A 21,282-nucleotide genomic window follows, 5' to 3' on the forward strand; every position below is an offset into this window, starting at 1 on the left:
GTCCCAACTTTAATTTACTAAAATCGAAACAAACTGAGTTATAATTGTCTATTCTCTTAAAATAAAAATTGCCTTTGAGAATTAACTTTTACAAAAGTACAATGGTACTACTGAGTAAGACAATAAGCGGAACTACTCAATTTTCGAATAGGAGAATATACGGATGGATATATGTAGCTACATATAGGTAAATCATTCAATGATCATCTTAATGGGATATTTGTGTAGCTGAATGGCACTATTATGTAGCTGAAAGGATATTTTCTTTTCAGATGCCTTACTTAGTTGGATTGGCGGTCGTTCAAAGAAAATTATAACTTACATTGATTACAAGACATGACTTTTAATGACCATGAGTTTTTCACGTGTCATATCATGCATTGAATGAGGAATACTCCCAAGTCCTAATCCAGAAGAATCTCGACCACCAAATGGCATCCAGTCTACTCTAAATGCAGTATGGTCGTTCACCATGACAGCTGTCGAATTAAGCTTTTTCACCGTGTCTAAGGCTACATCAATATCTTTCGTAAAGACAGAAGATTGAAAAGCAAATTCTAAAGCATTCGATTTGTTGATAGCTTCCTGCCGATCAGTATATGAATAAAGACAAACAACCGGCCCAAATATTTCTTGTGTCGACACCTTACAATCATCGGAAGGGTTGAGTAAAATGGTGGGCTCGTAAAAAGAATTAGAGATTTTTTCTCCACCACAAATTACTTTGGCTCCTGATTTTTTGGCTTCAGTGACCCATTCGTGTATGCGATCCACTTCTTTAGGAAGAATTAACGGACCCACTTCGGTTTCTTTTTCCAACGGATTGCCTGATACTAATGCCCTCACTTGCGTATCCATTTCCTCTATGACTTCCTCCATGATTGATTCATGAATAAAAATACGCTGAACAGAAACGCATACTTGACCCGCATGATAAAAGCCCCCTTTGACTAAAGCGGGAATCATTGATTTGATTTCTGCGTCTGGCTCGATGATGACAGGAGCGGAGCCTCCATGTTCTAAAGCGCACCGAGTGCCTGGAGCTAATTTTGATCGTAAATACCAGCCTACTTTAGCAGATCCTATAAATGAAAAGAAATTGACTTTCGGACTAGTGACTAATTGTTCCGCAACATCATTGTCGCAAGGCATGGCAGTACACCAGCCTGCAGGTAATCCAGCAGATTCGAAAATTTCCACCAACAATAAACAAGTCAAAGGGGTAGTAGGAGCTGGTTTTATGATCACTGGACTGCCAACTGCAATAGCTGGTATGGTTTGATGAATAATTAGATTAATCGGATGGTTGAAGGCACTCACTGATGCCACAACACCTATGGGTTCGCGCATGGTATAGGCTATTCGATTTGCCGATGAAGCCGTGTGACCCATGGCCACTTCTTCGCCTTTTAGATGTCCTATATTTTCGATGGCTAATTTTACTCCATTTATCGCGCGCTTCATTTCTACTTCTGTATCCATCCAAGGTTTACCACCCTCCAGTGCTGAAGTTTGAATGAGTTCTTCACTTCTTTCTTCCATCAGGAAGGCTATATTTTCAAGGATTTCAACCCTCTTGTATTTTGGAAGCCATTTTTTATGATCCAAAAATAAGTCGTGAGCTCGATCAATAGCATCGTTCATTTCTTTGCTAGTGGCAAGTGGGATTTCTTTTATAAGCGACTGATCAAAAGGGGCGTATACTGCTAATTTTGACATGGTAAGAGGGGTGCTAGTAATGATTAAAGTGCTTTTGCTTTTTCTTTGATTTTAACGTTGAGAATGGCATGATTGAGTGAATAATCCACCGGACAATCGATGACATGTACTTTATTCGAATTTAGACAATGTTCAAGGGTTTTGCTGAAATCCGCGTCACTTTCAATTCGATGCCCAACGGCGCCATAGCTTTCTGCATATTTTACAAAGTCAGGGTTTTGATAATCCAATCCAAAATTATCGAAGCCCATGCCTTCTTGTTTCCATTTGATCATACCGTAGGCATTGTCATTGAGGATAATTACCACCACATGAAGTTTCTCCCTGACAGCTGTTTCTAGTTCTTGTGAATTCATCATAAACCCTCCATCACCACATACTGCCACAACTCTTTTGTTTGGGTGAATTAGTTTGGCGGCCATCGCAGAAGGTAATCCAGCTCCCATAGTAGCCAAGGCATTATCCAGCAATAGTGTGTTTGGTTCATAGCATTTATAATTTCGGGCAAACCATATTTTATAAACTCCATTGTCGAGTGTAACGATCCCATCTGACGGCATTATTTTTCTGATTTCATTCACAATGCGTTGTGGGAGCATTGGATATCTATCATCTTCAAAATACTTTGAAATGTGAGTTTCAACTTCTTCGTCGACTTTTTTGAAGAAACTAAAATCCCAATGCTTTTGCTTTGTGATTCCTTCCATGATCTCCCATACAGATGCGGCAATATCTCCTAAGACGTCAAGATTTGGGAAATATACTTGATCTACTTCTGCTGAAAAGAAATTAACATGTATCACTTTTTTACCTCCATGCTCCATGAAAAATGGAGGTTTTTCGATCACATCATGTCCGACATTGATAATCAAATCTGCCTTGTCGATGGCATAGTGGAGGTAGTCATTGGATGAGAGTGCTGCTGTGCCTAGGTGCTGATCATGGCGGTTGTCAACCACTCCTTTTCCCATTTGAGTATCGAAGAAATAAATGCCTGTTTTTTCGATGAGTTTCAATAATGCATTTCCTGTACGTTTTCGGTTCGCACCTGCACCAATCAGAATAAGCGGCATTTTTGCCTCCTCAATCATCTGAATGGCTTCTTTGATGGCTTTTGGGTCCGGTGCTGGTCTCCGAACTTGAGGTACGTCAAAAACGGACTCGTCTGCCATTTCTGCTGCGACATCTTCAGGCAATTCTATATGCGCTGCGCCAGGCCTTTCTTCTGAGGCAATTCGAAAAGATTCTCTTACAATCGAAGGAATATTATTGGCACTTACTACTTGTTTGGTGTATTTCGTGATGGGTCGCATCATGTCGACCACATCAAGAATTTGAAACCTACCTTGCTTACTTTTTTTAATTGGTTTTTGGCCAGTGATCATGAGCATAGGCATGGCGCCCAATTGAGCATAAGCAGCTGGCGTAACAAGATTGGTAGCACCTGGTCCGAGCGTTGATAGGCACACACCGGGCTTACCCGTTAACCTACCGTATGTGGCAGCCATAAACCCAGCACCTTGTTCGTGTCTGGTAAGTATGAGTCTGATTTTTGAATTTTTTAGTGAGTTCAATAAATCTAGGTTCTCTTCTCCTGGGATGCCGAAAATATATTCGACTTCTTCGTTTTCAAGGGCTTGGATAAATAAATCAGAAGCTTTGGTCATGATGTAGTTTGTTTACTTGATCGATTTTGAATTTACGTTTTTAGCATGGACACACCAAGGGTCTGAATGATTTTATGTCCCTTACGTACGAATGATCGGTATTTTTACTTACTTTCATATTGAATAAACGAAGCAAAATGGAAGACTTTTTAGATTTTTTTACAAATATCCCTATCTGGTTTCGAGCCACGATATTAATTGGTGGGCTCATGTTTTTTTGGGTTTTGGAAGGTTTAATACCCCTGTATCATTTTCAGTATAAAAAAGTGAGCCATGCAGGGATCAACCTGTTTTTTACTTTGACGACTATGATTATTGGTTTTGGAATGGCTAGTTTGTTGTTGTTAGCATCTGATACAGTATCTACCAATGAGTTTGGGTTATTATATATTGTTGATTTACCACTTTGGCTTCAAGTGGTTGCAGGTGTATTATTCATGGATTTAATAGGCGCTTACTTTATTCATTTTGTAGAGCACAAAGTGAAATGGATGTGGAAGTTTCATCTAGTTCATCATACAGATACAACTATAGATGTGACTTCAGGTCTAAGGCATCACCCTGGTGAGACCGTATTTCGCATTCTGTTTACAATAATGGCAGTGATAATTATAGGTGCTCCTATGGGAGTCATTATGCTTTATCAAAGTTTGTCTATTCTCTTTGCGCATCTAACGCATGCCAATAGCTCCTTTTTTGGCAAATGGGATAAAGCGATGTCTTATGTATTTGTAACACCGAACATGCACAAAGTGCATCATCATTATACACAACCGTGGACGGATACCAATTATGGAAATATATTTTCTATCTGGGATCGAGTTTTTGGTACTTTTCAATATGTGGATGACATGGAAAAAGTGAAATATGGAATTGATACACACATGAAATCTGAAGAAAATGCAGAATTGGGAAACCTATTGGCTATACCGTTTCAAAAGTATCGAGTGCCACCAGAATCAAAATTTGGTTCGGAATGAAAAATAACCGACTACCTTATCTGCTAAATCACTGAATGATTTGTGATAAACAATGATGTCATAGTTGTTTTCGGTTTGGAAAAATGAGCCTTCAAAATAATAAGGATCTTCCCCATCGACCCAATACGTATAATCATACAGACCTTGCTTTAAGAATATTTGAGTGCTATAGGTCTGTGCAACTGTATTGTATTTCATTCTACTTTCTTCATTTTTAGTAAAATCATTAAAACCACCTAGTACGTACACTGGTTCCGGTATTCGCGCTGATTTCAATTGAAATGTTGTTAATAAATAGTCGCAGGCGAGATAATCCCCCATGGCCTCCGTCGACGCAATAATGAACCCTCCATTTTTATCTTGAATTAATGAATAGGCTTCGTGTTTTCTGCTTTTACCCGTATTGATTTCAGCTTCTCTAGGATTAGTGTCAGGTTTCACATGAGAAACGTAAGCACCTCTGAAGCTATAACTTCTTAAATCGGCCATTCGAAATTCATTCCCACCTTTAAAATTATTTTCCATATTAAAATGTCTGTATTCAAGCAGAGATTTATCTCTTCTTATAGCAGTCGGCTGCAATCCTTCTAATGTATTGTCCCACCGTTGATTTTGCCTAATCACAATTTTAAATTCTGTTCGGGGATTAGAAGCTTTGATCCGACTATGAATGATGTCAAAATCAATCTGTTGATTGAAATCTCGTTCCATGACTCCAGTGGAAATTCTAAAATTGGGCTGAATGCTGACATCATTGTCAAAAACGATAAACCTTCGCGTAAATAACACATCGTCCTCGTCTCCATTCTGATAAACTTGAACGATGTAGTTACCAGTGACTTTCACTCTAGGCATGTTGAACCAATAGTTGACATACAAAGCTTTGGAATTGATCGAGTATTCAAAATCTCGGAGATCAAAACTGTTGTAGTCATATAAATATTCAATGTCATTGAGTACAGATTTAGTCCAATCTGCATTACAATGTATGATTTTGGCTTGCACGTCAATGTATTCTTCTAGCAACAAGTCAAATTGTAAAAGGAGTGACTGCACATTTCCTCTAGGTACAATGGGTGAGCCTAATTCTTGATTGGGAAGGTTAGTCACAGGATAGAGTTGAACTACTCCGACAAATGACTCATATTTTTTGTTTTCGTAGGCAATTACTTTTTGTTGAGCTATGCAATTCGGGCTAATTTTTGCTAGCAAAACAGAGATAACCAAAAGGCGGAGGGTAATTTTCATATATCAGATCGAATAAGGTATCAACGAAAGTACATTGGAATATTTTGAATAAAAACAATTTTCATTCCAACCATTTGCCAAAGTGCTGTGTCTTAACAGCGAACCAAAACTAATTATCATTCTTATAGAATGGCGATAGACGAAAAAAAACTCATCAACAGTTGTGTCAAGGGAGATCGACAGGCTCAGGAGCAACTATACCGGCAATATTCTGCCAGTATGTTTGCGATTTGTCTGAGATATACCAAAGCTCAGCAAGAAGCAGAAGATGTGTTGCAAGAGTCATTTATCAAAGTTTTCAAACAAATAAAGAATTATAAAGGAGACGCACCATTGGTGTTTTGGATCAAACGAATTGTGATTAATACAGCTCTTAATGCGCAAAGGGGAAAACTGTATTTGTATCCAATGGTGGATGTGGATGAATTGAAAGAGTCACATGGGCAACAGCAAGAGATTGCTGATTACACCATGGAGGAATTGATGACTATGGTGCGCGCCTTACCAGGCAGTAGTCAGATTATATTTAATCTATATGCCATAGAAGGGTATAAGCACAATGAAATTGCCGAGATGTTGGGTGTTTCAGTTGGGACATCAAAATCACAATACTCCAGAGCAAAATCATTGCTCAGAGAGCGGATGAAAGAAAATAAGAAGAATTATGGAAAGGGCTAATTGGACATTTGAAGAACAATGGAGCCAGTCATTGGGTAATGCTGAAGTGACTCCTCCAGATCGAGTTTGGGTTGCGATAGATGGAAGCCTAGCTAATGAGCAAGCAATTGGCTATAAAAAACAAGCGGATTTTTATCGATGGATCGCAGCTGCTTGTTTGTTTTTGATTACGCTTGGAGGAGCTTTATTCTGGATGAATGGAAATGTAAGTGTTCAATCTGAAATGGCACAAAATGAGGGATTTAATAATTCTAAAACTTCAACCGATGGGAATGAAAACTCTATTGCTTCTTCTCTAATTCTGGATGAAAAAAAAGAAGAGATAAGCGGATCAGACAAGTCTATTGAAGATGTAAGTACCACTTTGTCTAAATCTTCTTCGGATGAATTGAAAAGTCTAATGCCAGCTGATGAAGAATCATTAAGTAGTCCTGCAACTGAAACTAAGAAACTCAAATCAAGAAATAATTATAATTCAGTAAAATTTAATGCTTTAACCTCTAAACCTGCGTCGCTTGCAACTATAAATGAGCCATGGAAAGCTGAACACTTGTATGGTATAGCGAGAACTTGGGAGGTAATAGATCCCGCTAAAACAACGAGTCCACTATGGGCAGGAGTGAGTTTTTCTGCAGGGGCTTTTGATCCTGGGTTTGGTAATGGATCGGATATGGTTAATGTACAAGAAGAAGGATTTTCAGGCCAAATTGCAGAGCAAATTCAGTCAGTAAGCCCTTCGTACTCGAGTGGCCAATCTGTGGCTGGTGGCTTGAATGTAGGTAAGAAATTTACCAATCGATTGGTTGTAAGTAGTGGATTACATTACAGTTCGTTCAATACAGGTTCGGCTACAAGTCAAGTGGTTTCTGACCAACAAAATAATACTTATGCGCTGACCAGTGAGACAAGCGATCGGCAATTAGAAAATGCCTTGTCAAGTGGGAATCTAAGATATGAAGGAGAACAGGTTCAATTGGCAAATGAATATCAATACCTAACGATTCCAATCAAAGCAGGATATGTATTGTTGGATAGTAAATTTAATATAACACTCAATACAGGCTTGTCAAGTAATATTCTTGTTGATTCAAAGCTAGTGTCTGATAGTGATACTCAAAACTTAAATAATGATTTCAACACATCAGAGAATTACGAAAATATTTATTTCAATTTTCTCACAAGTATCGAATTCGGGTATGTATTCAGAAAGCATTATCAATTTCTGCTTGAGCCAAATTACAATCAGGCTATTACAGATTTCACGAATTCAAATCATAGTGAAAATGGAAAACCAAAAAATTTGGGTTTATCCGTAGGATTCAGGTATAACTTCTAAACTAATCTAACATGAACACCAACAAATTAGCTACAATTAGTATAAAAACATTAAGCAAGCTTATAGCTTCGGGTATTTTATATATACTCATGCTTTTCATTTTGGGGAGTTGTGAGAATCCGTCTTGCGATACAGAGATGGTTACTTATTATGAACCAGTATTTGCGGCAAGATCTGAGATTATAAAAGATGCTGAGTTCGGCGTGCCTAGACCTATAGAAAACGCAGGTAAAATTTACTATAAGGATGGTTATTTGTTCATCAATGAAGTAGATAAAGGTATTCATGTCATTAACAATTTGGATAAATCTAACCCAAGGGAAATAGGTTTTATTGAACTGCCTGGGAATAAAGATTTGGCTGCTAAAGGTGAGTTTTTGTATGCGGATAATTATACAGATTTGGTTGTGTTAGACATCAGCGACAAAATGAATATTTTCGAAGTCAATAGAATTGAGAATGTATTTGACGGCTACTACTATTATACAGAAGAGGAAGGCATGCTGATCTCATACACCGAAGTCCAAGAAGAAGTGGAAGTTGACTGTAGTGAAGATAATTGGATGCATCAAAGGGATGATTTAATGTACACTACTGCGGAATCATCGAATCTAGCGAGTAGTGGAGCGGGAATAGGAGGGTCTTTGGCTCGATTTACTATCACCGACAATTTTCTATATACTGTCAATGAATATCGCTTGAAACTGTTTGATATTACTATTACAGATAGTCCAATCGAAGGAAATAGTGTTGATTTAGGATGGGGGATTGAGACCATATTTCCGTATGGCGATAAGCTATTTTTTGGAGCCAGATCAGGAATGCATATCTACGACAATTCAAATCCAGCAGAACCAACATTTATTTCAACCTACGAACATATCAATACCTGTGACCCGGTAGTAGTTCAAAACGATCTAGCTTATGTTACTCTTCGTTCCGGGACTGAATGTGAAACTTTTACTAATCAACTGGATGTCATTGATATTTCAGATGTGAGTCATCCTGAGTTGCTTATTACGCATGAAATGGATAATCCCCATGGTTTAGGGGTCAAAGGAAACTGTCTTTTTATAGCAGAAGGAGATTTTGGGCTCAAGGTTTTTGATGCATCAGATCCTTTGAAAATAGGAGATCAAATGACGGCTCATCATCAGGGTATCCATGCCTTGGACGTCATTCCACTCGATGATGTTTTGTTCATGATTGGCAATGACGGGCTGCATCAATACGAATATGATTGTAATAATCTCTTTACATATATAAGTACCATAAGCTATTAAGGTTTCGGTTTATTTGATTAGTTAAAGGCTAGCTCTACGGAGTTAGCCTTTTTTTATTTATGATTCTGATTTTAATAGAGTCATATCAACTATGCTTTAAGTATTTTTAGACATTAATTTGAATTAAAAAAATAGAAATGAAATATAGTTATAGTTTAATTGTTGTTTTAGGCCTGTTGGTTTCCTGTGCTCCTAAGCTATCATTTACCTGGACAAAACCTGGATACGAGACCGCAAAGTATCAGAAGATCGCCATTTTTTCGAGTGGAAAAAACCTGGAGATTGCTATGAAATTTCAGGATACAATGGTTGAATACCTTGGTAATGAAGGGATAACGGCCATATCAGGAATGGCTATTATGAACCCCACTCAAATAGCAGGCATGGATGAGGCGGCCATTCACGGTATGCTCTTGAAAGAAGGTATTGATGCAGTAATATCTGTTAGTTTAGTAGACAAAGACAAATCTGTGGATTATGTTCACGGAACCAATACTTACATGTATGGAGGTTATGGAGGTTATGGATTCGGTGGGTACTATGGCTATCGATATGGACCATCTTACTATGATCCTGGATACTACCAAGAGACTACTACCTATTTGTTAGAAAACCATTTTTACGAAGTAAGTAAGTCGAATTCTAAGGATGATGCATTGATTTGGGCTTCACAGAGTCAAATTTCTGACCCATCAAAAAGCATAACAAAAACTTACTCAAAACTTCTAGTAAATACTTTGATTAAAGAAGGGATTGTTAAATAATTGAAAGGAAAGTCACTTTATTTTTATCAGTGAAGTGATTTTACCTTTTTGTAATTTCAACCACACATCTAAAACCTACATCTGTTTTGTAAGATGGCGAATATTCTTCTTCGAATATTGCTTCTTCAGTGTTAGGTGTTAGATAGCTCCCTCCAAATGCATAGCCTTCTGCAACTAATTCCTTGACATTCCCATAAAGGTTGTAGAAACCTCTTTTGTTTGGTTCGAAACTATAGATGTACTGGGGAATTTCTATGGGGACACCACCGCTTTCATACTTAAGATTTACATTATAGCTTATAAATGATGCCTTGAGTAACGTAGACTCTGCAGCAAATCGATTTTTAAGAATATCTTCTTCGAGAAATTGGCTGCCCTTTTTCGTTACTTCATGTGGTGCTATTCTAATTTCATCTATAGGAGAACCTGCGGCTGCTAGCCATTCCTCTTTTGTAGGTAGTCTGCCTTTGAACTTGTATTTGTTGGATTCATTGACCAACATTTCTTTGAGTCCAACATTCAGTTGATCTGCGCGCCATTCACAATAGGTTTCTGCCGTTTCAAAAGAAATAGCAAGTACAGGGAAAAATGAAAATTCCGAATTTTTGTAATAATTAAGAACATACTTATTTTCCTGCTTGGGAATGTACGCTCTGTCTTTATACCTGCCAGAATCTTTCACCATAAAGAATAAGAATTCTTCAAAATGAATATTAGCGACTTCCGTTTGGTCTAAAAATTTTCCTTTAGCGATTGGTATTGTACCTGGCGGGACAATATATCGCTGATTATAAAGTTCGGAATCCTTGTATTCTGAGTCCTTCCACGGATCATATTTGCCATAATAAAAGATAGACTTCTCGGAGAATTTATTGGCTATATATACCGGCATCATCTCACCTGAATCGTCTGGGTTGTAACTATAAATAGGAATGCCAGTCCTTTCACTACAACAGCCAGGGTCAAAACTCACTGGGTGTAAATCTTGAGCCATTGTAAGTGTTGGGAATAATAACAAGAGTAATATTTTCTTCATAATGTGAGGTCTTTCGGTTAGCGTACAATTTTCGTAACGCATCTAAATCCAATGTCTGTTTGATAGTCAAATGTTGTAGAATGCTCATACAGGTCATGGTGTGTTTTCATAGTTTTATAACTACCTCCTATGGCATATCCTTCATTAACGATTTCTTTCACGTTTCCAAACATGTTATAGGTGCCAGAAGTTTTGGGCTCAAAGCCATAAATGTAGAAAGGTATTTCCTTTCTCAATGCAAATTCGGTTCCGTGATCTAAGTTTACATTGTAACCATAGTAGGTATCTGATTCTAAAATTTTAGTATCTGCAAAACCATTTTTTACAATATCATTTTCAAGGTATTCCTTTCCTTTTTTAGAAATCTCATAGGTTCTATCTTCGATTTCTTTTGTGCTGTGTCCGGCGGCTCGTTTCCATTCGTGTTCTGTTGGAAGCCGACCTACATATTTGTATTTTTTATAAGGGCTCTCATTTTCGAGAAAAACCTTCAACCCTTCATTCAGGTTTTTAGCTCTCCAATCACAAAATGTTTTAGCCCCCTGTGGGTTAATTCCTACTACAGGAAAAAAATAAAACTCTGGATTATTATAATAATTAGTCATGTATTTTTCATCGAGTACAGGTAGATAAGAATCGTGTATTTCTTGACCAGAGTCACGTTCTACAAAATGCAAAAATTCTTGGTAATGAATATTAGCCACTTCTGTGGCATCGATGTATGTTTTCTTAAACAGTGGAATGGTATGCGGAGGTACAATGTAGAGTTGATAGTACAGCGCATTGCTTTTATTATCCTTGTGTTTCCAAGCATCGAAATAGCCATTGTAGAATATGGATTGCTCCGAATATTCATTAGCGTCATCTAAAAACAGATGGTCAATTTCATAGACCCTATTGTAGGTGTATATCTCCCGATCTGTTACTTCTGATACTGGTCCGGGAGCATTTGCCACTGGGTGCTTTTTCGCTTGTGCAAATAACAGATCACTATTTAAGGTTATTGAAATAGTGAATATCAATAATGATAGTATAAATGATTTCAATCTCAAATTTTTATTTACTACAAATCCAATCTACAGCATCATCCATTTGGCCATAATCAAAACGTCGGAGTTCGGCTTTTACAAAATGACTGGCAAGACCTGGAAAAGATGAAATCAGATTATTCTCGGTCATGAACCCGATTTTGCCAATAACTTTATGATGGTCTTTAACGAATTTCAAATGATGAAAAAAACTATCAAGATTATCCCATCCTGGAAACTGCTTCACTTTAATGATAAGGCCTTGCAGTTCGCCAATATCCTCGATATACTGATCTACTTCTTTTGTCAAATTTTCTATATCAAAAACTGAAATAGGCCCTGTTACCAGGAGAATTGCGTAGCCTTTATTTTTATTAAGACTTAGATTAATCATAAAAATTTTGTGATTGCTGCATTTAAAAATACATGATTTAATTTATAATTCCAGCAATGGAAGATCAGCTATTCGACGAATGAGTTATGTAATTGTACACGAGGAATTAGAATTCTTAAGATCGTAATAAGTTTTGTTTGTTTAGTGCATATTTCTCAATTATACTATCTGCAGTTTTTCGACCATTTTTCGATTGCCTCACACTATCTTAGCGGCAAATTGTAAAATTGAAACATGGATTATCTTTTACAAATTAAAGAAGCTACAGAATTCATTAGAAGTCAGACTGATTTTCAGCCAGACTTTGGAATAGTTTTAGGTACTGGACTTGGAGCCCTCGTTAAGGATATTGAGGTAGCTAAAGAAATAAACTATGAGGAAATTCCTCATTTTCCACTTTCAACTGTAGAGTCGCATTCGGGTAAACTGATTTTTGGACAATTGGGTGGTAAAGCTGTAGTAGTAATGAAAGGTCGCTTTCATTACTACGAAGGGTACAATATGAAGGAAGTAACTTTTCCTATCCGGGTGTTGAAATTGTTGGGTATTAAAAAACTGATTATTTCGAATGCTTCTGGTGCGCTCAATCCTGATTACAAAAAAAGTGAATTGATGGTTATCAATGATCATATCAATTTGCAGACAGAGAATCCATTGACAGGTAAAAATTTGAACGAGCTTGGTGTGAGGTTTCCAGACATGAGTGAGCCTTATGAGCAGTCGATGATAGATGCTGCCATCAGAATCAGTAAGGAAGAAAATATACCTTTGCATCAGGGCGTTTATGTAGGTGTGAACGGGCCAAACTTAGAGACGAAGGCAGAATATAATATGCTTAGGATAATAGGAGCCGATGCAGTAGGAATGTCCACGGTTCCAGAAAATATTGTTGCAAGACAAATGGATATTCCTGTTTTTGCAGTTTCCGTTCTAACAGATTTGTGTTATCCCGGCCACATTCAAAAAATATCCGTAGAAGAAGTGATAGCTGCGGCAAATAAAGCAGAACCTTATATGACAAAATTGATCAAAAAGGTAATTGCAAAAGACAAAGATTAAAAAACATTGAAAGTAGTATATAACAATATGAGTTTAGAAGGGAGAGTTGCCATAGTTACTGGAGCGAGTAAGGGCATTGGGTTAGAAATAGTAAAATTACTGCTTGCTAAAGGAGTGAAAGTAGCAGGCTGGAGTCGAACCGACAATGATATTACGGATCCGAATTATCTTTTTATTTCAGTCGATGTGAGCGATCCTGAGAGTGTGGCTCATGCCTATAATCAAACTACAGAGATGTTAGGGGAAGATGTAGATATACTGGTGAATAATGCCGGTATTGGACATTTTGGGAATATGGATGAAATGCCTTTTGATCAATGGAAACAAATGTTTGATGTGAATGTACATGGCATTTATTTCGTTTCAAATGCAGTTATTCCTAAAATGAAAGAATTGGATCGTGGTCATATTATTAATATTGGATCTATAGCTGGAAAAAATCCAGTGAAAGGTATGGTAGGCTACGCCGGTACTAAACATGCCGTGACAGGAATTTCTCATTCCATGTTTATGGAATTGAGAGATTTTGGAATCAAAGTGACTTGCATCTATCCAGGAAGTGTAAATACCAATTTCTTTGACGACATCGATGCTGTGACGGCTAATGAAAATATGATGAGACCTCAGGACGTAGCGAACAGCGTAGTTCACTGTTTAGAAACCCATCCCAACTACTTGCCAGTAGATTTCGAAGTAAGACCTTTACGTCCAAAACCTGCTAAATAAATAATTAACAAACTGCATCTCTCTTGTCAATAGAAGTCCAAAACCTTACAAAAATCTACGGAAAGCAAAAAGCCGTCAATCAAATTTCCTTTACAGTCAATAAAGGTGAAATTTTAGGTTTTTTGGGTCCCAACGGTGCTGGTAAATCCACTACCATGAAAATAGCTACAGGGTACTTGGGCGCCAGTGATGGTAAAGTATTAATAGGAGGTATAGATGTGAGTGAAGACCCATTAGAAGCCAAACGAATGACCGGTTATCTACCGGAGCACAATCCATTGTATTTGGATATGTATATCCATGAGTTTTTGGCCTTTTCGGCAAAAGTGAACAAGATGAAATCTGGTGAGATAAAATCTTCGGTGAAACGAGTAGTCGAGATGTGTGGATTGACTTTAGAACAAAACAAAAAAATAGGTCAATTGTCTAAGGGATACCGACAGCGGGTAGGATTAGCACAAGCGCTTTTACATGATCCAGAAGTGCTGATATTGGATGAACCAACCACAGGTTTAGATCCCAATCAAATCCTTGAAATCAGAAAATTGATCAAAGAGGTGAGCCAAGATAAAACAGTGATTTTCTCTTCTCATATCATGCAGGAAGTCGAGGCACTTTGTGATCGCGTGGTGGTGATCAATAAAGGTGAACTCGTGGCAGATAAGCCTATTGCTGAGTTTTCCAAAGGAATGACAGATGAGACTTTGCTTCGCGTAGAATTTAAGTCTGATGTAGATGTCAAATTATTGGAGTCTATTGAAGAAATTAAAACTGTAAAGAATTTGAGTGAAGGAATTTATCAATTAAAAGTGACCAATAGCGAGGAGGCAAGAAGTGCCGTATTTAGGTTGGCTGGGGAAAAGAACCTGCCTTTGGTTGGCTTGCAAGAAGAGGAAAGCTCTTTCGACGAAATATTCAATTTGCTGACTAAAGAGAAATAGATGCTGGCAGTATTTGTAAAAGAGATTAATAGTTTTTTGAATAGCCTGATTGCTTACATCGTGATTGGGGTTTTTCTGACATCGATTGGCTTGTTGATGTGGGTATTTCCTGAAAGTAGCATTCTGGAATATGGCTATGCAGATATGAGTACTCTATTCAATCTGGGACCTTATGTTTTTATGTTTTTGATTCCAGCTATCACCATGCGCTTTTTTTCAGAAGAAAAAAGGACCGGAACTGAAGAACTTTTGATGACGAAACCTTTGACTTCGCTTCAGATCATCCTCGGAAAATACCTGGCGGGTTTTGCTTTGGTTGTTTTGTCAGTCTTGCCAACTCTGATTTATTTCTATTCGGTTTATTCGCTGGGAAATCCTATTGGGAATCTGGATATTTCTGGAACTGTGGGTTCATATATTGGACTCATCTTACTTGGTGGCGTCTTTGTTGCAATAGGAATATTTTCTTCCGCGCTTACGGATAACCAGGTAGTGGCTTTTGTCCTAGCAGTGTTTCTATGTTTTGTACTTTATTCTGGGCTGTCATCCCTAGCCACCATAGATGTGTGGGGTGATACCTCTTTAATACTTCAGCAGATGAGTTTGGTTTTTCACTACGAATCTTTGAGCCGAGGCCTCGTTGATTTTGCCGACCTCGTCTACTTCATCAGTGTAATATCACTAATGGTATTTTTTACTCAACTCAAACTGGACGCTAAAAAATGGTAAATCATAAGCGAATCGAGAGCCTATTGAGACTGGGTGTCGGCATTATGTTGATTGTGATTTTGAATCAGCTCGCAGGTTTGTTTCCTGCAAGATTGGACTTGACTGAGGAAAAAAGATATTCTGTTACGCCAGCTACTCGGGCACTATTAAATGACTTGCAAGAAGTAGTTTATGTAGAAGTATTTCTTGAAGGAGAAATGCCTGCAGGGTTCAAGCGTTTAAGAAAAGCCATAGAAGAGACTTTGAGTCAATTCGATTATTATGCTAATGGTTTGGTCAAGGTAAATTTCATCGATCCTTCTGCAGCTCTAAATGAGAAAGCGCGAAACGAATATTTCCGATCTCTCATGGGAAGGGGACTACAGCCAACCAATCTTTCCTATAAGAGGGATGGGAATAAGACGGAGAAACTCATTTTTCCTGGCGCTATCATTAGCTATTATGGTCAGGAAGTGCCAGTTACCTTGTTGAAAGGCAGTCAATCTGCAACTGCCGAAGAACGACTAAATCAATCCATTGAAGGATTGGAATATGAACTGGCCAATGCGATAAGAATATTATCCAATGATCGCCGTAAAACGATTGCTTTGATTCAAGGACATGGAGAGCCAGATAGTTTGAATTTGGCCGGACTTACTAATGCACTTCTCGAAAAGTACGACGTATTTAACGTTGATTTGAGTAAAGCGGATAAGGATTTGAATAAATACGATGCCTTGATTTTTCCAAAACCCACAACCGAATTTGCACAGACCGAAAAATATCAAATTGATCAATACATTATGAATGGAGGAAAGGCCTTGTTTTTTATTGATGCACTTCGGGTAAATATGGACAGCGCTAGTGGGGAAGGTACTTTTGCTTTTCCTTACGAAACTGGGTTAGACGATATGCTTTTCAAATATGGAGTAAGAATCAATCGTGATTATGTGCAGGATATAGTCTGTGGTGAATATCCAATTGTGGCAGGGAATATGGGCGAGCAAGCTCAAATTAGAATGTTGCCTTGGCCATTTTTTCCAATGGTGAATAATTTTGGAAATCACCCAATAGTAAAGAACCTGGATGCAATCTCCATGAAATTTGTATCTACGATTGATACTGTGAAAGCAGATGGTATTGAGAAGATTCCTTTGCTTAAAACTTCACAATATTCTATGGTCAATCAGGCACCCGTTAAAGTGGCGTTTAATGAGTTGAGAAAAAATCTAGACCCAGAAAGATTCAACCATGGTTCAAAAAATGTTTCATATCTCCTCAAAGGTAAATTCACTTCTATTTATAAGAACAGAATTTTACCAAAAGGGATTGACAAAAGTGGTTTTTTAGAAACAGGAAGAGAAACCTCCATTCTGGTTTGTTCGGATGGCGATATGATTAGAAATGAGTTTAGCCTCAAGGATGGTACGCCTATGGAGCTTGGGCTCAGTCCTTATAGTCAGATGAAATTTGCCAACAAGGATTTTGTAATGAATGCGGTGGACTATATGCTGAATGATAATGGGTTGATTGTGTCAAAGAATAAATCCTTGGCTATTCGCCCATTAGACAAGGTGAAAGTAGCCAATGAAAAGCTCAAGTGGCAACTGATTAATCTGGTTTTGCCTATTGTATTACTGGTTATATACGGTGTCTTGAGGGCTTATTGGAGAAAGAGAAAGTACGCCAGTTTTAAGTAATGAGGAAATGACTAAAATTAAGAAACTTAGTTTTGTATTTGTAGGATTGCTTATGGTCTCTATATTACTCCTATGGGTAGGGAAAAAAGAGCGTGTTGTTTCGGTAGATAAAAACCTGTTTGCCATCGCAGATACCACTCAGATCTCTGGAATTAAAATTGAATTTGGAAACGAAAATATTTCAATCCAACGAGGAGCTAATGAATGGTTAATCAATGAGCAGTACAAGGCAGATCCTCAGCTCATTTATCTATCACAACGAATCCTAAATGCAGTTCAAACCCAACGACCAATCAGCAAATCTAATTTGGATGGCATAAAAAAGGAATTGCTTGAGTCTGGAAAAAAAGTGACCGTAGAATTGTCAGATGGTGATTCAAAAACGTTTTATGCAGGAGGTAATTCAGCTAAAACAACAGCCTATTTTGGAAATGAAGACTTGACTAAGATTTATACTGTAGCGATTCCGGGATATCAAAGTTACTTATCTGGCATTTTTGAGCTTTCACTTAATCAGTGGAGAGATCGTGTGTTGTTTGCATCCAGTTGGCGGACGATTCAGCATTTGACTGTTGATTATACAGATCCAATGTTAAATGATTTGAACATTTATTTTGACAATCAATTTCTGGCTGTGAATGGAGTGAATGACATGGACACCACCTCACTTATGACTTATCTCCAGCCATTGGAATTTTTTCAACTGAATGATTATCTTAATCCTGGTACTTTTCCAAGGTATGATAGCTTGTTGAATGTTGAACCTATTGCCAAGATGAGTTTGGATGACATTAATGTCACGAACAATAGGCAATTGAAAGTTTATCCTAAAATAGATGGTGAACGTTTCTACCTATTGACCAATGCCGCCAGCGAAATGATGGTGGTAGATGCAGAGCGAATGCAAAGACTAATGGCAGAGCCAGTTCAGTTTCAAAGAGAATAATTTCGCGAAGGATGAGCTCAATAGTCCATATCAAAAACATGGTTTGTCCAAGATGCATCACAGCTGTCGAACACCTATTTGACCAACTTGAGATTGAAGTGAATTCAATACAATTGGGAAGAGTCGAGTTAAAATCGGATTCGCTGAATAAAGATCAACTTTCATCGCTAGACACGCAATTGAAGGAGCAGGGGTTTGAGAGAATAGATGATGGCAAGTCCAAGCTGTTAGAACAAATCAAGACACTTGTAATTGATAAAATTCATCATCAGGATCATTCTAATTTCAATGTTAATTGGTCGAGTTTTCTTGCCGAAAAATTAGATTACGACTATCATTATTTAAGTGCCTTATTTTCATCCGTCGTTGGTATGACCATTGAGCAATTTATCATTAGACAAAAGGTCGAAAAAGTAAAAGAATATTTGATTTATAATCAGTTATCCATTAAAGAAATAGCTTATAAATTGGGCTATAGTAGTGTAGCTCATCTCTCTTCTCAATTCAAGAAAACAACTGGCATGACCCCCTCTGTTTTCAAAACTGGTTGTTCAAGCAACTTGCGCAAGCCGCTAGACAACATCTTATAATTTTGTTATTCTTCCCGAAGATTATGTAATACAAAATATATTGACCTAGTACAGTTTTGTATAGGTTAATTTTATAAGCCAAATATGATGAAACATACTTATCAGATAACAGGCATGTCTTGCAATGGGTGCAAGTCCCATGTGGAAGAAGTCTTACTTCAAATTCTTCAGATACAATCAGTATCAGTGGATCTCAAAGCAGGTGAAGCGGACGTTGAAATGTCGGAGCATGTGCCCATTAGTCAACTCAAAGATGCTTTGGCGGATTCTCAGTATGATATTTTTCCTGAAGGCCATCAAGTGGAAGAACAGAAGTTGGCACCAATGCCAGTCATAGGAGTAAAGGGCGTTTACTATTGTCCAATGCATTGTGAGGGAGAAAAGACATATCCGAAACCAGGACATTGTCCTGTTTGCGGTATGGATCTGGTTTCAGAAGCGAGTAGCCAACCAGAGGGAGATGATGAAGAGCACTATGCTTTCCAAGTTTTAGTAAAGAAGTTTAAGGTTTCTGTGGCTTTTACTGTCCCTATTTTCATTATCGCCATGTCCGAAATGATTCCAAACAATCCTTTGTTCGAATGGATGCCTGTCAGATACTGGAATTGGGTTCAGCTGGTTTTGTCTATTCCTGTTGTTTTTTATGCTACATGGATGTTTTTCCAGAGAGCTTATGCTTCTATTGTTTCGGGTATGTACAATATGTTCACACTGATCGGAATTGGAGCAGGTGTGGCTTGGTTATTTAGCCTGATGGGGTTACTGTTTCCGGAAGTATTTCCAGCTCAGTTTCATACTGCATCTGGTACCATTCACATGTATTTTGAGTCAGCCACTGTCATTCTTACTTTGGTACTGTTGGGTCAATTGCTGGAAGCACGTGCACACAACAAAACGTCTAGTGCTGTTAAAGAATTACTCAAGTTAGCGTCTAATGAAGCTGTAAAAGTTGAAGAGAATCAAGAATTTGTCATTGCAATTGACAGGATAAAAATAGGGGATATCCTTCGTGTTAAACCTGGAGATAAGATTCCTGTGGATGGGGTGATCTCTGACGGACAAAGTGTCATTGATGAATCTATGGTAACGGGAGAGCCAATACCAGTTGATAAGCAAATAGGAGATAAGGTGATAGCAGGAACTATCAATGGCAATCAATCTTTCTTAATGGAGGCAACCAAAGTAGGCGCTGATACTTTGCTTTCTCAAATTATTGAGATGGTAAAGCAGGCCAGCCGAAGTCGCGCACCCATACAGAAATTGGCGGATAGAATATCTGGATATTTTGTTCCAGCAGTCGTTGGCATATCGGCCATTACATTTGTCATTTGGTTGATTTTTGGCCCAGAGCCTTCGATGGTTTATGCTTTAGTCAATGCCATTGCAGTTTTGATAATTGCTTGCCCGTGCGCGCTTGGATTGGCTACACCTATGTCTGTTATGGTTGGTGTAGGAAAAGGGGCAGAAATCGGGGTACTGATAAAAGAGGCAGCATCTCTTGAAAAAATGAGTGGTATCGATGCATTGATCATTGATAAAACTGGTACTCTGACAGAGGGGAAGCCAGTAGTCGAACAAGTATTCACTTTTGATTTTAACGAAACTGAATTAATCAGTCTGGTGGCTTCTGTCAATCAGCAAAGTGAGCACCCGTTGGCAACTGCCACCGTGGATTATGCCAAATCGAAGAGTGCTGAGTTGGTAGCTTTAGATCGCTTTGAGTCTATCACAGGAAAAGGAGTCGTGGCTGATATCAAAAATTCTGAAATAGCCATTGGTAATGAAAAATTGATGAATGACTTCAAAATTGAAATTGTTCCATCTGTGGAAAAACATATAAAAGAAGTACAACAAAAAGGTAAAACGGTGCCTTACGTAGCCGTGAATGGCCAATTGGTCGGCGCTATTGTGATTGCTGATCCTATTAAACCGACAAGTAAACAAGCCATCAAGAAACTCCAAGCAAATGGGATCGAAGTAATCATGATGACCGGTGATAATCAGTTGACTGCTCAGGCGGTGGCTGATGAATTGGAGTTAGACGACGTTATCGCTGACTGTCTTCCTGAAGATAAAATGAATCGGGTATCAGAACTGAAGAAAGACGGTAGGGTAGTGGCTATGGCTGGTGATGGAATCAATGATGCGCCAGCGTTAGCATTGGCGGATGTAGGTATTGCCATGGGAACTGGAACTGATGTTGCCATAGAGAGTGCTGCTATTACTTTGGTGAAAGGCGACTTGAATGGCATAGTAAAAGCCAGGAAGCTCAGTACAGCAGTAATGAAGAACATCAAACAAAATTTATTCTTTGCTTTGATTTACAATGGACTGGGAGTTCCACTTGCTGCCGGAGTATTATTCCCTGTATTCGGTTTGCTATTATCTCCTATGATTGCGGCTTTGGTCATGAGTTTTAGTTCTGTTTCAGTTATATCCAATGCGCTTCGATTAAAGTCTTTGAAAATCGAATAAAAAT

At 38.1% G+C, this 21,282-nt stretch carries 19 protein-coding genes; 13 read left to right on the forward strand and 6 right to left on the reverse strand.

Annotated features, from left to right (window positions below; all coding sequences use genetic code 11):
- Nucleotides 1-327: 327 nt before the first annotated feature.
- Nucleotides 328-1,719 carry an aldehyde dehydrogenase family protein gene (locus tag ABJH98_RS05495; protein ID WP_348306630.1) on the reverse strand — a complete coding sequence of 464 codons (1,392 nt, stop codon included), beginning with the start codon at nucleotides 1,717-1,719 and terminating at the stop codon, nucleotides 328-330.
- A 23-nt stretch (nucleotides 1,720-1,742) separates the two neighbouring features.
- A complete protein-coding gene (locus tag ABJH98_RS05500; RefSeq protein WP_348306631.1) occupies nucleotides 1,743-3,386 on the reverse strand; it encodes an acetolactate synthase large subunit in 1,644 nt (547 codons plus the stop codon).
- A 137-nt stretch (nucleotides 3,387-3,523) separates the two neighbouring features.
- On the opposite strand from ABJH98_RS05500, the gene ABJH98_RS05505 reads away from it, so the two are divergent.
- Nucleotides 3,524-4,366 (forward strand): sterol desaturase family protein, encoded by an 843-nt coding sequence (locus tag ABJH98_RS05505; RefSeq protein WP_348306632.1) that lies wholly within the window; start codon nucleotides 3,524-3,526, stop codon nucleotides 4,364-4,366.
- Here ABJH98_RS05505 and ABJH98_RS05510 read toward each other — a convergent pair.
- Entirely contained in the window at nucleotides 4,346-5,614 is a 1,269-nt protein-coding gene (locus ABJH98_RS05510) for a type IX secretion system plug protein domain-containing protein (RefSeq protein ID WP_348306633.1), read from the reverse strand. The genes ABJH98_RS05505 and ABJH98_RS05510 overlap by 21 nt on opposite strands.
- Nucleotides 5,615-5,743: 129 nt before the next feature.
- Here ABJH98_RS05510 and ABJH98_RS05515 point away from each other — a divergent pair, with 129 nt between their 5' ends.
- The 4 genes from ABJH98_RS05515 to ABJH98_RS05530 all read left to right on the forward strand — a co-directional run bounded on the left by ABJH98_RS05515 (nucleotide 5,744) and on the right by ABJH98_RS05530 (nucleotide 9,675).
- Entirely contained in the window at nucleotides 5,744-6,292 is a 549-nt protein-coding gene (locus tag ABJH98_RS05515; RefSeq protein WP_348306634.1) for an RNA polymerase sigma factor, read from the forward strand.
- Complete coding sequence (locus ABJH98_RS05520; RefSeq protein ID WP_348306635.1) at nucleotides 6,279-7,628, forward strand: hypothetical protein; 1,350 nt, start codon at nucleotides 6,279-6,281, stop codon at nucleotides 7,626-7,628. The genes ABJH98_RS05515 and ABJH98_RS05520 overlap by 14 nt, the downstream gene beginning before the upstream one ends.
- An 11-nt stretch (nucleotides 7,629-7,639) precedes the next feature.
- On the forward strand, nucleotides 7,640-8,911 hold the full coding sequence (locus ABJH98_RS05525; RefSeq protein ID WP_348306636.1) for a hypothetical protein: 1,272 nt from the start codon (nucleotides 7,640-7,642) through the stop codon (nucleotides 8,909-8,911).
- A 137-nt stretch (nucleotides 8,912-9,048) separates the two neighbouring features.
- Entirely contained in the window at nucleotides 9,049-9,675 is a 627-nt protein-coding gene (locus tag ABJH98_RS05530; protein WP_348306637.1) for a hypothetical protein, read from the forward strand.
- A gap of 40 nt (nucleotides 9,676-9,715) precedes the next feature.
- Here ABJH98_RS05530 and ABJH98_RS05535 read toward each other — a convergent pair whose 3' ends face one another.
- Genes ABJH98_RS05535 through ABJH98_RS05545 form a run of 3 tightly spaced genes read right to left on the reverse strand, consistent with a single transcriptional unit; the run spans nucleotide 9,716 to nucleotide 12,133 of the window.
- Nucleotides 9,716-10,711: an SUMF1/EgtB/PvdO family nonheme iron enzyme gene (locus ABJH98_RS05535; RefSeq protein WP_348306638.1), complete on the reverse strand. Its 996-nt coding sequence runs from the start codon at nucleotides 10,709-10,711 to the stop codon at nucleotides 9,716-9,718.
- Nucleotides 10,712-10,728: 17 nt separating this feature from the next.
- Complete coding sequence (locus ABJH98_RS05540) at nucleotides 10,729-11,757, reverse strand: SUMF1/EgtB/PvdO family nonheme iron enzyme (protein WP_348306639.1); 1,029 nt, start codon at nucleotides 11,755-11,757, stop codon at nucleotides 10,729-10,731.
- Nucleotides 11,758-11,767: 10 nt separating this feature from the next.
- Entirely contained in the window at nucleotides 11,768-12,133 is a 366-nt protein-coding gene (locus ABJH98_RS05545; protein ID WP_348306640.1) for an STAS/SEC14 domain-containing protein, read from the reverse strand.
- Nucleotides 12,134-12,367: 234 nt separating this feature from the next.
- On the opposite strand from ABJH98_RS05545, the gene ABJH98_RS05550 reads away from it, so the two are divergent.
- The 8 genes from ABJH98_RS05550 to ABJH98_RS05585 all read left to right on the forward strand — a co-directional run bounded on the left by ABJH98_RS05550 (nucleotide 12,368) and on the right by ABJH98_RS05585 (nucleotide 21,278).
- Nucleotides 12,368-13,192 carry a purine-nucleoside phosphorylase gene (locus tag ABJH98_RS05550; protein ID WP_348306641.1) on the forward strand — a complete coding sequence of 275 codons (825 nt, stop codon included), beginning with the start codon at nucleotides 12,368-12,370 and terminating at the stop codon, nucleotides 13,190-13,192.
- A gap of 6 nt (nucleotides 13,193-13,198) precedes the next feature.
- Nucleotides 13,199-13,918: an SDR family NAD(P)-dependent oxidoreductase gene (locus ABJH98_RS05555; protein WP_348306642.1), complete on the forward strand. Its 720-nt coding sequence runs from the start codon at nucleotides 13,199-13,201 to the stop codon at nucleotides 13,916-13,918.
- A gap of 23 nt (nucleotides 13,919-13,941) precedes the next feature.
- Nucleotides 13,942-14,859 carry a gliding motility-associated ABC transporter ATP-binding subunit GldA gene (gene gldA, locus ABJH98_RS05560; protein ID WP_348306643.1) on the forward strand — a complete coding sequence of 306 codons (918 nt, stop codon included), beginning with the start codon at nucleotides 13,942-13,944 and terminating at the stop codon, nucleotides 14,857-14,859.
- A complete protein-coding gene (gene gldF / locus ABJH98_RS05565; protein WP_348306644.1) occupies nucleotides 14,860-15,588 on the forward strand; it encodes a gliding motility-associated ABC transporter permease subunit GldF in 729 nt (242 codons plus the stop codon).
- On the forward strand, nucleotides 15,582-17,267 hold the full coding sequence (gene gldG / locus ABJH98_RS05570) for a gliding motility-associated ABC transporter substrate-binding protein GldG (RefSeq protein WP_348306645.1): 1,686 nt from the start codon (nucleotides 15,582-15,584) through the stop codon (nucleotides 17,265-17,267). The genes gldF and gldG overlap by 7 nt, the downstream gene beginning before the upstream one ends.
- Nucleotides 17,268-17,274: 7 nt before the next feature.
- Nucleotides 17,275-18,213: a hypothetical protein gene (locus ABJH98_RS05575; RefSeq protein WP_348306646.1), complete on the forward strand. Its 939-nt coding sequence runs from the start codon at nucleotides 17,275-17,277 to the stop codon at nucleotides 18,211-18,213.
- A gap of 11 nt (nucleotides 18,214-18,224) precedes the next feature.
- Nucleotides 18,225-18,803, forward strand: coding sequence for a helix-turn-helix transcriptional regulator (locus ABJH98_RS05580; RefSeq protein WP_348306647.1), 579 nt, complete (start codon nucleotides 18,225-18,227; stop codon nucleotides 18,801-18,803).
- A gap of 84 nt (nucleotides 18,804-18,887) precedes the next feature.
- Nucleotides 18,888-21,278, forward strand: coding sequence for a heavy metal translocating P-type ATPase (locus ABJH98_RS05585; protein WP_348306648.1), 2,391 nt, complete (start codon nucleotides 18,888-18,890; stop codon nucleotides 21,276-21,278).
- The last annotated feature ends 4 nt before the right edge of the window (nucleotides 21,279-21,282 follow it).

This window comes from Reichenbachiella sp. (assembly GCF_039969095.1).
In the GTDB taxonomy this organism is placed as follows: Bacteria; Bacteroidota; Bacteroidia; order Cytophagales; family Cyclobacteriaceae; genus Reichenbachiella.